Annotated in this window: 11 protein-coding genes and 1 pseudogene; 7 read left to right on the top strand and 5 right to left on the bottom strand. The window is 74.6% G+C overall.

What is annotated here, in order from left to right:
- Positions 1-212: 212 nt before the first annotated feature.
- A complete protein-coding gene (locus MCBMB27_RS04625) occupies positions 213-782 on the bottom strand; it encodes a PepSY domain-containing protein (RefSeq protein WP_075379953.1) in 570 nt (189 codons plus the stop codon).
- A gap of 210 nt (positions 783-992) precedes the next feature.
- Here MCBMB27_RS04625 and MCBMB27_RS04620 point away from each other — a divergent pair, with 210 nt between their 5' ends.
- The gene (locus MCBMB27_RS04620; RefSeq protein ID WP_053610153.1) at positions 993-1,241 is read left to right on the top strand and encodes a hypothetical protein; all 249 of its coding nucleotides are present in this window, start codon (positions 993-995) and stop codon (positions 1,239-1,241) included.
- A gap of 4 nt (positions 1,242-1,245) precedes the next feature.
- On the opposite strand, the gene MCBMB27_RS04615 is transcribed toward MCBMB27_RS04620, so the two are convergent.
- A complete protein-coding gene (locus tag MCBMB27_RS04615) occupies positions 1,246-2,010 on the bottom strand; it encodes a 3-hydroxyacyl-CoA dehydrogenase (protein ID WP_236952901.1) in 765 nt (254 codons plus the stop codon).
- Between the two features lie 395 nt (positions 2,011-2,405).
- On the opposite strand from MCBMB27_RS04615, the gene MCBMB27_RS04610 reads away from it, so the two are divergent.
- Positions 2,406-3,185: an SGNH/GDSL hydrolase family protein gene (locus MCBMB27_RS04610; RefSeq protein WP_075379952.1), complete on the top strand. Its 780-nt coding sequence runs from the start codon at positions 2,406-2,408 to the stop codon at positions 3,183-3,185.
- Positions 3,182-3,499 (top strand): hypothetical protein, encoded by a 318-nt coding sequence (locus tag MCBMB27_RS04605; RefSeq protein WP_075379951.1) that lies wholly within the window; start codon positions 3,182-3,184, stop codon positions 3,497-3,499. Before MCBMB27_RS04610 ends, MCBMB27_RS04605 begins: the two co-directional genes overlap by 4 nt.
- 11 nt (positions 3,500-3,510) lie before the next feature.
- On the opposite strand, the gene MCBMB27_RS04600 is transcribed toward MCBMB27_RS04605, so the two are convergent.
- Both MCBMB27_RS04600 and MCBMB27_RS04595 read right to left on the bottom strand, forming a co-directional pair.
- The gene (locus MCBMB27_RS04600; RefSeq protein WP_043382476.1) at positions 3,511-4,290 is read right to left on the bottom strand and encodes a GNAT family N-acetyltransferase; all 780 of its coding nucleotides are present in this window, start codon (positions 4,288-4,290) and stop codon (positions 3,511-3,513) included.
- The gene (locus tag MCBMB27_RS04595; RefSeq protein WP_075379950.1) at positions 4,287-7,235 is read right to left on the bottom strand and encodes an amino acid adenylation domain-containing protein; all 2,949 of its coding nucleotides are present in this window, start codon (positions 7,233-7,235) and stop codon (positions 4,287-4,289) included. Before MCBMB27_RS04595 ends, MCBMB27_RS04600 begins: the two co-directional genes overlap by 4 nt.
- 185 nt (positions 7,236-7,420) lie before the next feature.
- Between MCBMB27_RS04595 and MCBMB27_RS04590 the strand changes: the two genes are divergently transcribed.
- Genes MCBMB27_RS04590 through MCBMB27_RS30505 form a run of 3 tightly spaced genes read left to right on the top strand, consistent with a single transcriptional unit; the run spans position 7,421 to position 11,197 of the window.
- Positions 7,421-8,425, top strand: a complete 1,005-nt coding sequence (locus MCBMB27_RS04590; RefSeq protein WP_236952900.1) for a GNAT family N-acetyltransferase — start codon at positions 7,421-7,423, stop codon at positions 8,423-8,425.
- 31 nt (positions 8,426-8,456) lie between these two features.
- Positions 8,457-9,788: a lysine N(6)-hydroxylase/L-ornithine N(5)-oxygenase family protein gene (locus tag MCBMB27_RS04585; RefSeq protein ID WP_043382372.1), complete on the top strand. Its 1,332-nt coding sequence runs from the start codon at positions 8,457-8,459 to the stop codon at positions 9,786-9,788.
- A complete protein-coding gene (locus MCBMB27_RS30505; protein WP_043756515.1) occupies positions 9,785-11,197 on the top strand; it encodes an MATE family efflux transporter in 1,413 nt (470 codons plus the stop codon). The genes MCBMB27_RS04585 and MCBMB27_RS30505 overlap by 4 nt, the downstream gene beginning before the upstream one ends.
- A 24-nt stretch (positions 11,198-11,221) precedes the next feature.
- Here MCBMB27_RS30505 and MCBMB27_RS30500 read toward each other — a convergent pair.
- Positions 11,222-11,653: pseudogene (locus MCBMB27_RS30500) on the bottom strand (sigma-70 family RNA polymerase sigma factor); the annotation flags it as partial.
- 429 nt (positions 11,654-12,082) lie between these two features.
- On the opposite strand from MCBMB27_RS30500, the gene MCBMB27_RS04570 reads away from it, so the two are divergent.
- Positions 12,083-12,478: a DUF3307 domain-containing protein gene (locus MCBMB27_RS04570; RefSeq protein WP_043357581.1), complete on the top strand. Its 396-nt coding sequence runs from the start codon at positions 12,083-12,085 to the stop codon at positions 12,476-12,478.
- Positions 12,479-12,512 lie beyond the last annotated feature (34 nt).

Here is a 12,512-nt window from a genome sequence, read left to right as displayed (position 1 = left end):
CAGCCGCCGCTTACGAAGGGAATGGACGAGACGGTGGTTCGGGTCCGCTTGCCGCGGGGCGACAGGTTGCAGCGGCCGCTCCGGCCGAGCCGTCCCGCGCATGAAGCGCTTCGGGGCAGCGCGGCCTGGATCGGCCGGGCGTCCCCCGGATTGCCGCGCGCCCCGCGCGAGGACGGGGCGGGCTGCGGCGGCCTGCGCCGCAGCCCGGCGCCTCAGTTCAGGACCTTGCCGTCCGGCCCGACCTTGATCTCCTGCTCCTTGTCGGCGCCGGCGACCTTGATCTCGTACTGGACCGCGGAACCGTCCTTCTCGACCTCGGCCTCGTAGGCCTTGCCGCCGCCGGCCTTCTGCTCGGCGATGGCCAGCGCGTCCTTCAGCGAGGTCTTGGCGTTCTGGAAGTCGGAGGCCTTCAGCCGGGTGAAGTAGCGCTCGATCGGCTGGTTCTCGGTCTTGTAGAGGGCGCCGGTATCGGCGTTGATGCCGTATTCGACCAGCTTGCCGCTCGGGTAGACGACCTTGATCGCGTAGTGGGCCGGATCCTTGCTGTCGGCCTTCTCGAAGTCGGCGTCGATGGCGCGGCCGCCCTTCTCGTCGCCCTGCGCCTCGGCGGTGGCGAGCGCCTGGGCGAGGCCGACCTTGGCGACCTTGGCGACCTGCCACTCCTTCAGGTTGCTGTCGGCCTTGGTGGCGGGTTCGGCGGGGGTCGCGGTGGGGGTCTGGGCCACGGCGAAGCTGGCGGAGAGGGCGAGCAGGCCGGCGGCGGCGGTGAGGCGGGTGATCATGGCGGGTAGTCCCTTTGCGGGCTCGTTCACGGGAGCGTGAAACGTCGGGTCCGGAAATCCGGTTGCCCGCGCCCGGAAAAAATTCTGCCGCCGTCGCCCCGGAGCGCGGCCGGGCGCCCCGCGAGACGGGCGGCCGGGGCCCCTGTATGAGACGCTGACGATCCGGCGTGCCCCTCGGCGACGGCGGAGCCCTCACGGATGGAGCAGGCCATGACCGCGCACGAGCCCGAGCCGCTGGACGATTTCACGCGCCTGCACGCCAAGCTGTCCGCCCTGGAGATCGTGCTCGGCGTCCTGATCGGGCGGCTCTCCGAGGAGAACCCGGAGATCCGCGAGGACGTGAAGCGCGACGTGGCGGCGATCCTGTCGGATATGCCGATCGACGGTCCGAGCGAGGAGATGATCGCCGCCGAGGTCTGCCGGGCCGCCGCGGTTTTGACCAGCGTGTCGATCGGCTGAGCCGTCAGCGCGGCGGCATCCGCAGCGCCCCGTCGAGGCGGATCGTCTCGCCGTTCAGCATCGGGTTCTCGCAGATGTGGCGGACGAGGTCCGCGTATTCCGACGGGCGGCCGAGGCGCGGCGGGAAGGGCACGCTCTGGCCGAGGGTGTCCTGCACGTCCTGGGGCAGCCCCGCCATCATCGGGGTCTCGAAGATGCCCGGCGCGATGGTCACCACCCGGATGCCGTGCCGGGCGAGTTCCCGGGCGAGGGGCAGCGTCATGGCGACCACGCCGCCCTTCGAGGCCGCGTAGGCGGCCTGCCCGATCTGGCCGTCGAAGGCCGCGATCGAGGCGGTGTTGACGATCACGCCCCGGGCGCCCGCCGCGTCCGGCGCCTCCCGGGCGATGGCGTCGGCCGCCAGCCGGATCATGTTGAAGGTGCCGACGAGGTTGACCGAGACCGCCCGCGCGAAGGTCTCGAGCCGGTGCGGCCCGTCGCGGCCGACCACCTTCTCCCCCGGCGCGATGCCGGCGCAGTTCACGAGCCCGTGGAGGTGCCCGAAGGCGTCCAGCGCCGTCCGGACCGCCGCCGCGCCATCCGCCTCGCGGGTGACATCCGTCTCGACGAAGCGCGCCTGCGTCCCGAGATCCGCCGCCACCCGGGCGCCGGCCTCCCGGGCGATGTCGGCCACGACCACCCGGGCCCCCGCCGCCGCGAGGCCCCGCGCCGTCGCCTCCCCGAGGCCGGAGCCCGCGCCCGTGACGATGAAGACCCGATCCCTGATCATCTCGCTGGCCATCCTGGCCCCCCGACGGTTCCGGGCGACCGACGGCGCCCCGCGGCCACCGACCTAGCGCGGCGCCGCAGCGGCCGGAAGTCGTCCCCGTTCGGATCCGGGACCGATCCGTTCCGCTGGGCGATTGACGTGTGAAATTTTCCCACATAGAAGATGCGAAGACGATCTGCGGTCGCGGATCGGATGTCCCCGTGTTTCCCGCGCTTCGGTGCCCGGTCGCCAAGTCATGCCGTGTCCATGTCAGGGAACGGCCAAGTCATGGTGCGGCCGAGTCGTGGTGCGGCCGAGTCGTGCGGTCGTGACGGTTCTGTCGCGGACCGCACCCGTCATTCTCCGGTCCCGGCCATCCGGGAGCGGCCGAGCCCTCACGCCTGATCAGGACAGTCATGGACGTCCCCTGGATCGAGACCGCCGCCCGGCACTGGCGGCATGGGCGGATCGTCGGGCGCCGGTTCGCCGACCGGCGTCCCGGCATCCGCGCGGCCCTGCGGGCGGCCGCGCCGGACAGCGTGCTGCTGGCCGGCAACTCCCACGCGGAGTTCGTCGGAACGCCGGATCTCGGCGGCCGGGCCTGCATCAACATCGCCGTCGGCGGCAGCACCGCGGCCGATTGCGGCCGCCATCTCGCGGAGCTGCGCGTGCCGACCCGCTGCGCGGCCGCGGTGCTGATCATCGGCACCAACGACCTCCAGCGCTGGCGGCATCCCGAGCGGGCCCGCGTGGTCGACCGGTTCGAGGCCGATGTCCGGCGCATCCTGCGCAGTCTGGAGGCGTGGTCGGCACAGGTGTTCGTCGCCGCCGTACCGCCGGTCGGAATCGGGGCGACCGGCCGGGATCCCGCCGCCGTCGCGGTCTTTTCGGACCGCTTGGCGAGGCTGTGTGCCGAGGGGGGCCACACCTTCTTCGACCCGTTCGCGGCGTGGCGCGCCGGCACCGGGGGGCTCGCCGGCCCCGGTCTCCACCGGGACGGCGTGCATCTGGCCGATTACGCGCCCCTGGCCGCGGCGCTCTCCCGCGCGGTGGCGGGCATGGTCCCTCCGGCCGGGCGGCCGCTCCGCCCGGATGTGCCCTGTCCCGGGCCCCGCCGCCCGGCGCCCGCCGCGACGGCGCCTGCCGCGACGGCGCCCCTGCGGGTCCTGCGCGCGGCCTGGGTCGGCCGGCCGTGAGGATCCGCACGTTCCGGGTCGCGGCCATGCGCCCGCCCTCGCGCGGCGACAGGCCGTCCCTGCCGCGCCGGGTCTGGCCCGCCGACGCGGCGGCTTGGCGCGACGAGAACGGCGTCCGGCAGCCCCGGGCGGCGCGGCGCACCCTCGCGGCGCTGGCGGCCCTCGAGTCCCGCGGACGGTACGACGCCTGGGCGGAGGGCGAGGGCAAGGTCGTCGCCGGGCCGGTCAGCGCGCTGGTCCTGGGCGACGCGGCGGCGGAGATCGGGTTCGTCTTCAGCCTCACGCCCGACGGGTATGGCGCGGAGCCGTTCTGAACGGATCCCGATCAAGGCGGGCTCGTGCACAGCAGGGTGGGCGCGCAGACCGTCCGGAAGCCCGCCCGGACGTAGAGCGCCTCGACCGCGCCGCCGGCCGGGCATTGCAGGAAGACCTGGGTGGCCCCGCGGGCCCGCGCCTCGCGCAGGGCCGCGACGGTCACGGCGGTGCCCAGGCCGCGACGCTGCCGGTCGGCCCGCGTGCTGACATTGTACAGCCCCGCCCTGTCGCCGCGCAGGTAAAGGCTCGCGCAGGCCGCCGGACCGGTGGCGTCGCGCAGGACGAGGTGCAACGGCGCGAGTCCGGTCCTGCTCCGGGCCGCGCGCAGGGCCGGGATATAGAAGCGGCGCAGATGCGTCCGCACGCCCGGGTCGTCGGACAGGTGAGCGAAGACCCGCTCGAAATCCGGCCCCGGCGCGGGCGCCGCCTGCACGGTGATCGCGCCACCCGCCGCGGACGACGACGGCCGCGGCCACGCCACCATCCAGCTCGCCGGGTAGAGCGCCGCCGGCTCGAACAGATCGCGCAGCAGCGCCACCTCCGCGTCGTCCCGGGCCAGGAAGGCCGGCGCCCGGGCACGCCCGAGGGCCGCGGCCCCCGCCCAGGCGAACTGGTCGGGCCGATGCACCCCGAAGGCGAAGTTCAGGGTCGGGTCCGGAATGCTCCGCGACCAGACGTAACCCGCCCCCCCGGGGCCGTGCTCGACGCCGTCGATCAGGGAGCCGGTGAGCGCGGCCACATGGGCGTCGCGCAGGGCCTCGAAGGTCAGATCGGGATCCCGCGGAGTCATGCGGCGGTCCCGGCGGCGGCTCCGGCGGCAGTCCCGGCGACGGTCCGCGCGGCCCGGCCCCATGTCCCGGCACCGGGCGCCATCAGCGCGGCGATCCGGTCGTGGAGATACGGTGACAGGACGATGTCGAGATGATCGGTTTCCGGTACGGTCTCCACCGCGAGAAGCCGGCTGGTGAGCGCGGACCAGTCGATCACCGGCAGGCCGCGGGTCAGGGACTCCGCCGCCACGAAGCTGTGGACCGGCACCGCGGCGGGTTCCAGCCGGAGGCTGCGGAACTGAATGGCGTGGTCGACCAGCGTCCAGAGCATCCGCTCCCGGCTTCCGACCTCGGGTCCGTCGGTCGGCAGGGGCTGCGGCTCGGCGGCCAGGAAGCGCAGGAACTGCAGGTCGGCCTCCGGGTCCATGCGGGCGCGCAGGGCCGCCCAATGCGCACGCATCGGCGAGCGCTCGAGCCAGGCGCCGACCAGCGATTCGTGGGCCGCCCGCTCCTCGGGCGCGATCGGCCGGCCGGCGCCGGGGGCGAAATTGGCCTCCAGGCCGCAGGCATCGAGCATGCCGACGCACCCCAGGGGGAAGCCGGGGCCGAGCCGGCGGGCGGTCTCGTAGGCCAGCACTCCGCCCCAGGACCAGCCCAGGAAGACGCACGTGCCGGCGCGGCCGCGCATCAGGCCGCGCACCCGCTCGGCATAGGCGTCGGCGAGGTCGGCCACCGCCGGCAGCGGCCGGACCGCCTCCACCAGGGAGGCGCACAGGAAGCCGTGCGCCTCCTGCCCGGGGCCGAGATGGGCCACCAGGGGCTCGTATTCCCGGGTGCTCACCAGGAGTCCCGGGAACAGCACCAGCACCGGCCGGTCGCTCTCCGGTTGCCCGGCGGACAGCCGGACCGTGGGGGCGAGGCCCTCGTCGGCCGCCTCCGCTCCGGCATCGATCCGCGCCGCCAGCTCCGCGATGGTGGGATCGCGCAGGAGGTCCGCCACGCCGATCCCGCCCCGGGGCGCGATGAGGCGCAGGCGCGCCACCAGCCGCAGGGCCGACAGGGAATCGCCGCCGAGTTCGAAGAAGCGCCGGTCCGCCACCCGGACCGGAAAGCCCAGGACCTCGGACCAGATCCCGGCGAGCCGCCGCTCCGTGGCGGAGCCGGGGGGCCGCCCGCGCCGGTCGTCGGCGGCGGGGTCCGGCAGGGCGTGGCGGTCGAGCTTGCCGTTGGCGGTCACCGGAAGCCGGTCGAGGAGGGTCAGGCTCGCCGGCACCATGGGCTCCGGCAGGGTGCGGGCGAGGCCGGCGCGCAGGCGGCCGGGCTCCGGGCGGCGCCCGCGTGACGGCACGACGTAGCCCGCGAGATAGGCACCGGCCGGGCCCTCCCGGCGCAGGACCACGGCCTCCGCGACGCCCGGCAGCCCCCGCAGGGCCGCCTCGACCTCGCCGATCTCGATCCGGTGGCCGCGGATCTTGACCTGATCGTCCGCCCGTCCGGCGAAGGCGAGGCTGCCGTCGGGGCGGCGCCGCACGCGGTCGCCGGTTCGGTACATCCGGCCGCCGCCCGCGGCGAAGGGGTCCGGCAGGAACCGCTCGGCGGTGAGCGCCGGACGCGCCCAATAGCCCCGGGCGAGGCCGCCGCCGATGTAGAGCTCGCCGGTTTCCCCCGCGCCCACGGGTTCGAGATCGGGCCCCAGCACGTAGGCCGCCCGCGCGCCCACCGGGCCGCCGATCGGCGCGTAGGGCTCGTCGAAGGTCGCGTCCGGCGGCACCGCCCAGATCAGCGGCGAGATCACGCATTCGGTCGGGCCGTAGCCGTTGATCAGCAGCCGGGGCTTCAGGGCGCGTCCGAGCCGCGCGAAGGTCTCCCGGGGCATCCCCTCCCCGCCGAAGGAGTAGACCTGGACCGAAGGGGCCTCGCCCAGGCGCTCGGCCCAGTCGGCGAGCTGGCCGATGAAGCTCGTGGGGAAGCCCGCATGGGTCACCCGGTGCCGGCGGATCTGCGCCAGGGTCTCGGCGGCGGTCCAGAGGTCGGGGCCGCGCAGCACGATGCAGCCGCCGGCCACGAGGGGCGTCATCCAGCGCTCGTGGGCGCCGTCGAACGCGAAGGACAGGACATGGAGCTCGCGCGACTCCGCGTCCATCGCGTAGGCCGCGGCCGTGGTCCGGCAGTGCATGGCGAGCGGGCCGTGTTCCACGAGCACGCCCTTCGGCATGCCGGTGGAGCCCGACGTGTAGATCAGGTAGGCGGCATCCCCCGGCTCCGGCATCACCGGGGCGGCGGCGGCTCGGTCGGCTTCCAGGGCGGCGGGATCGAGCCGGGCGAGGCCCGCCGGAAGCTCCAGGCGCGCGGCGATCGCCGGCGTCGTGACGCAATGCGCGATGCCGGCATCCGCCAGCATCAGCTGCACCCGGGCGGCGGGGTATGCGGGATCGAGGGGCAGGAAGGCCGCGCCGGCCCGCAGAACCCCGAGCAGCGCCACGATCATCTCCGGCGACCGCTCCAGCGCCACCGCGACGCGGTCCCCGCGCCCGATCCCGCGGGCCGCGAGCCCGGCCGCGAGGGCGCAGGCCCGGGTGTCGAGCTCGCCCCGGGTGAGCGTCCGGTTCCCGAACACCACCGCCGGCCGCCCGGGCTCGGCCGCGGCGAGGCGGGCGAGCCGGGCCGGGACGCTCTCGCGGTCGGCGTCGGGGGCTGGCTCCGACAGGGGGACGGCTTCGGGCGCGTGCGCCGGATCGGCGATCCAGTCCCGCGCCGCCGCGATCCCGCAGGGGCCGTATGCCCGGCTCCAGCCGGCGGGCAGCGCCCGGCCGGCCGGCCAGAAGGCGCCGTGCCCGGCCCGGTCGAAGGCCACCACCACCGGTGCCAGGGTCCAATCCCCGGCCGCGTCCGCGGTCGTGTCCGCGCCCGTGTCCGCGATCGCCGCCTCGTCCGCCATCGCCGCCTGGCCGGTCTGCCTGTCCATCCGCTCGCTCCTGCGCCGCTCCGGGCCTCGATGAACTGACGGTTGAGGCGGGGGGCCGTTCACGGCGGCGCCCCGGGGCCTCCGGGCCGCGCCCGCACGAAAGGTCTGAACGCCGGGCGGCCCCATCCGTCAGGGAGGTGCCGGCGACACGCGGAGGACGGATGACGGACGCTTCGAGGCCCAGCATGTCCAGGGACGGGATGCACGACGACACGGCGCACGCCGACGCGCGGGTGCCGCTGGCCCTGGAGGGGACCCGGGAGGTGCCGGTGATCCGCCTCGCCGGTTCGGTCGAGCCGGCGGCCGCCGTGGATGCGATCCTGGCGCGCGCCGAGGCGCTGACCGCCGAGGACACGCGGGTCCTGCGCATCGCCGTGACGGCCGATCCGGCGACGACCGGGCGGCTGCTCGACCTCGGCGCGGCCCGGCGCAGCGGCGACGGGGTCGAGATCCTGCCGGGGCTTCTCTGGCAATGCGCCGCCCGCTGGCTTCCCGCGGTCCGGCCGCCGTTCCCCGAGCTGTTCACCGCCACGGACGGGCGCCGCCACCCGCTGCGGCCCGGGACGCCCGCCGGCACGGTCTACGCGCGGGCGATCCCCTGGCTCGGCCGCACCGTGAGCTTCCGCACGATGACGGAGCCCGGCGACGTCGCCCTGTTCTCCGCCTGGATGAACGATCCCCGGGTCGCCGCGATCTGGCAGGAGACCGGCACCCTCGCGGCGCATGCCGCCTACATCGCCAAGCTCCAGTCCGACCCCGCGACCCTGCCGCTGTTCGGCTGCCTCGACGGGAAGCCGTTCGGCTATTTCGAGCTGTACTGGGCGCGGGAGAGCCGCCTCGGGCCGCTCTACGAAGCCGGGCCCTACGACCGCGGCTGGCACGTGGCGATCGGCGACGAAGCCGTCCGCGGGCGGCCCGTTCTCTCGGCGTGGCTGCCGTCGCTGATGCATTACCTGCTCCTCGACGAGCCGCGCACGCAGCGGATCGTCGGCGAGCCCCGGGCCGATCACGCCCAGCAGATCCGGAATCTTCACGCCTCCGGCTTCGCGACGATCGCCACCGTCGACTTCCCCCACAAGCGGGCGGCCCTGGTCGCCCTGTCGCGCGAGCATTTCGTCCGCGACCGGCTCTGGGTGCCGGGCGCGGCCGCCGCCGACGCCGCGCCGCGGCCCCCCGCCGTGCCGGCCTAGACCGCCCCCCGAGCGAACAGAGATGCGAGCGATGACGGATCACCCCGCGACCGACGACATCATCGGCATCGGCTTCGGCCCGGCCAACCTGTCCCTGGCCATCGCCCTGCGGGACGCGATGGGCGACGGGCCGCCGCGGACGTCCCTGCGGTTCATCGAGCGGCAGGATCGGTTCGGCTGGCACCGGGCGATGATGCTGCCCGGCGCCGACATGCAGATCAGCTTCGTGAAGGACCTCGTGTCCCTGCGCGATCCGACGAGCCCGTTCAGCTTCCTCAACTACCTGCACGTGAAGGGGCGGCTCAGCACCTTCCTCAACCTCAAGACGTTCAACCCGTCCCGGGTCGAGTACAACGACTACCTGGCCTGGGCGGCGGACCATTTCTCGGACGTGGTCGCGTATGGCGAGACCGTGGAGGCCGTGCGGCCGGAGATCCGCGACGGCCGGCTCGCCGCCTTCGTGGTCGAGGCCCGGGACGGCGCCGGGACGCGCCGCCTGCGCCGCTGCCGTCACCTCGTCGTGGCCGCGGGCGGCGACCCGGCGATCCCCGCCCCCTTCGCGGCCCACGCGCAGGACCGGCGGCTGATCCACTCCTCCTGGTACCTGCCGGGGATCGCGCAGGCCCTCGGGGCGCCGCGCCTGGACGGGCCGGAGCCCCGCATCCTGGTGGTGGGCGGCGGCCAGAGCGCCGTGGAGATCGTCACCGATCTCGGCGCACGCTACCCGCGGGCGCTCGTCGACCTCGCGATCCGCGGGCCCGCCCTGAAGCCCGCCGACGACAGTCCCTTCGTCAACGAGATCTTCGACCCTGCGGCCGTCGACCGGATCCACGGCGCCCCCGCGCCGGTCCGGGCCGAGCTGATCGCCGCCCATCGCGCCACCAACTACGCGGTGGTCGACGCCGACCTGATCCAGGACTTCTACGCCACGCTCTACGAGCAGACGGTGAGCGGCGTGACCCGCTACCGGCTGCGGCGGAGCACTCGGGTGGTGGCGCTGGAGCCGGCATCGGAGGGCTTGCGCGCGACCCTGCGCGACGACGTCGCCGGCACCGAGGAACGGCAGAGCTACGCGGCGGTGATCTGCGCCACCGGCTACCAGCGCGCCGCGGTGCCGGCGATCCTCGATCCCGTGCGCCCATTCATGGCCGGCGAGACCGCGGACCGGCACTACCGCCTGCCGCTGGAGCGCGCCGAGCCCCGGGTGAGCCTGCACCTCCAGGGCTTCAGCGAGCCGACGCATGGTCTGACCGAGACGTTGCTGTCGATCCTGCCCGTGCGGGCCGGCGCCATCGCGCAGACGATCCTCGAAGAGGAACGCGCCGCCCGGGCGGCCATCCGGTCGGCTGCGGCGGCCCCGTGAGGCGGCCGGTCGATCTCGACCAGGACCGGGTCGTCGCCCTCGTCCTGCGGTTGTCGGGGCCGGCGATCCTCGGCATCTCGGCCCACGCGCTGCAGATGCTGGTCAATGCGTGGTTCGTGGCCGATCTCGGCGCGGCCGCGATCGCCACCATCGCCATCGCGTATCCGGTCACGCTGCTGGTCGCGGCGCTCGGCTACGGGGCGGGGATCGCGGCGGCCTCGCAGGTCTCCCGCGCCCTCGGGGCGGGGGACGACGACCGCGCCGCGGCCTCTGCCGGCCTCGGCTTCTGGCTGAGCCTGCCGGCCGGGCTCGCCGTCACGGCCGCGATCGTCGCCGACACGCCGTTCTGGCTGCGCCTCCTCGGCGCCGATGCCGCCCTCGCCGCGGAGGCCGCGCCCTACACGGCGCTCGCCACGGTCGGCACGGCGCTGATGCTGGTGATGATCGTCGGCGGCTTCATCGTGCGCGCCCAGGGCCATGCGCGCCTCAGCGGCGCAGTCATGGTCGGCAGCTTCGGCCTCAACATCCTGCTCGACGGGGTGCTGATCCGGGTCTGCGGTCTCGGCACGGCGGGAGCCGGCTGGGCGGCGATCGGCGCGCAGCTCGCGGGGGCGGCCGCTTACGGCCTGCATTTCGCCCGGGCGCGGGGGCCGGACCGCATCAGCGTCCGATGGCCCGGCAGCCGGGTCGGGCGGGCGGCTCTCGCCGAGGCCCTGACCCTCGCCGTGCCGGCCACCGGCTCCAGCCTCCTCGCGGCCTTCGCGATGGCGCTGTTCGTGGAGGCGGCCGCCCCCTATGGCGACGCCGCCGTCGCCGCGCAGGGCATCGCCCTGCGGCTGACCCTGGTGGCGGCGCTGCCGCTCCTCGGGACGATGGCGGGCGCCCAGGCCGTCCTCGGCCACGCCGCCGGTGGCGGCCGCCGGGATCGCCTGCACCGCGCCCTCGCCTTCGTGCTCACCGCCGCCCTCGCCTATGGAGCCATCGTGGGCGGCCTGATGATCGTGCTGGCCGAGCCCCTCGCGGGCCTGTTCGCGCAGGATCCGGGGACCGCCCGGGAGGGTGCGCGCGCCACCGCGATCTTCGCCGTGGCCTTCATGCCGGTGGGCCTACAGCTCACGGCCGCGACCCTGTTCCAGGCGATCGGCGCGCCGCGCCGGGCCGCCGCCGTGTCGCTGGCGGCGCAGGGGTTGGCGCTGATCCCGCCGCTCCTGATCCTGCCGCCGCTCCTCGGCTATACGGGGGTGCTCGCCAGCCGGGTCGCGGCCGAGTTCCTGGCCGACGGGATCGGCTTGGCGCTGATGCTCGCGTGGTGCGTCGGTGCGCGCCGGACAGGCGGCGCAGCGCCGGTCGAGGGCCGCGAGGCAATGCAGGTGGCCGCGGCGCACGAGGCCGCACACCAGGGCACGTGAGACCCCGAGCCGGGCCGCGATCTCGATCTGCGGAACGCCCTCGACCCGGTGGAGCTGGAAGGCGGTCCGCACCGGCTCCGGCAGCTCGGCCACCGCGGCCTCCACCTGCCGCAGGGATTCGCGCGACGCCGCGGCCGCCTCGGGGGTTCCCATCCCCGGGTCGGCCGGATCCGGGGCGGCATCGAGGCCGGTGAACAGGCGCCGCTCGAAGCCCTGCCGCCGAGCCCGGTCGAGGGCGAGGTTGCGCACCATCCGCCCGACATAGGCGGCCTGGACCGCATCCGCGGCCTCAGGCGGATCCGCGATGAGCCGGAGCAGCACGTCCTGCACAACGTCCTCGGCCTGGGCCGGGCAGCCGAGGATGCGGCGCGCGCTCGCCAGATAGGCGGCGCGATAACGCTCGAACGCCGCGAGGTTCCAGGATCCGCCGGGCGGCTGCCGGCCGGAGCCAGGCACGGGAGCCGCCGTGATCCTCTGGCCGGAGAGGCCAGCGTCGTAATTCCGGGCCGCCACGATCCCGCTCACATTGTCCCGCCTGCGTAGCTCACGCAGCCGGGACAGCTATCATGCGGTCGATTTGGACAACAATGTCTATCTTCGTGAATTAGAATGATTAAAATATTCGCTGTTCGGGATGTTTTCGCAGCGATTATCGAAAAGATCTGGTTTCCGGGTGCGAAGAAGGTCGTGACGACTTTCTGGGTCTTGAATCCTGCGGTCCGGCGTCTGGTGTCTGGCGTCCGGTGCCGGAGCGGCCGTGGGATCGGATTTCCGTCCGCGCCAGGGCCGGTCGGCGCGTGTATGCTGGCGGCCTGTCGATTCGGAGCGCGGGATGCGCATCCGAACCCTTCCCCGCAGGATCGCGTCAGGAGAGCCGGGGCCGCGATGCCGTCCGTCGATACGCTCGTCCCGGTGGGTGCCTTCGCGCTGCTGGTCCTCGCGTTCGCCGTGAAGCACCTCGCGGCGGATTTCCTGTTCCAGACCAACTGGATGGCTGAAGGCAAGCAACGGCCGTCCGCGTGGCTCGTCCCGCTCTGCGCCCATACCGGCCTGCACGGCCTCGGCACGCTGCTGATCGCCCTCGCGGTGAAGCCGGCCCTGTGGTGGCTGGCGCTGGCGGACTTCGCGATCCACACGGCGATCGACCGCGGCAAGGCGCTGGTCGCCCAGCGGACGCGCCTGCCCGCCACGGATGCCCGGTTCTGGTGGCTGGTCGGCATCGACCAGTTCCTGCATCAGGTCACCCATCTCGGGTTCGCCGTGATGCTGGCGGCGGCCTGATCCACGGTGCGGAGGGCGGGCGCCGCCGGGTGCG

Origin of the sequence: Methylobacterium phyllosphaerae (assembly GCF_001936175.1) — a bacterium.
In the GTDB taxonomy this organism is placed as follows: Bacteria; Pseudomonadota; Alphaproteobacteria; order Rhizobiales; family Beijerinckiaceae; genus Methylobacterium; species Methylobacterium fujisawaense.
This window is presented reverse-complemented; position numbering and strand designations above follow the sequence as displayed.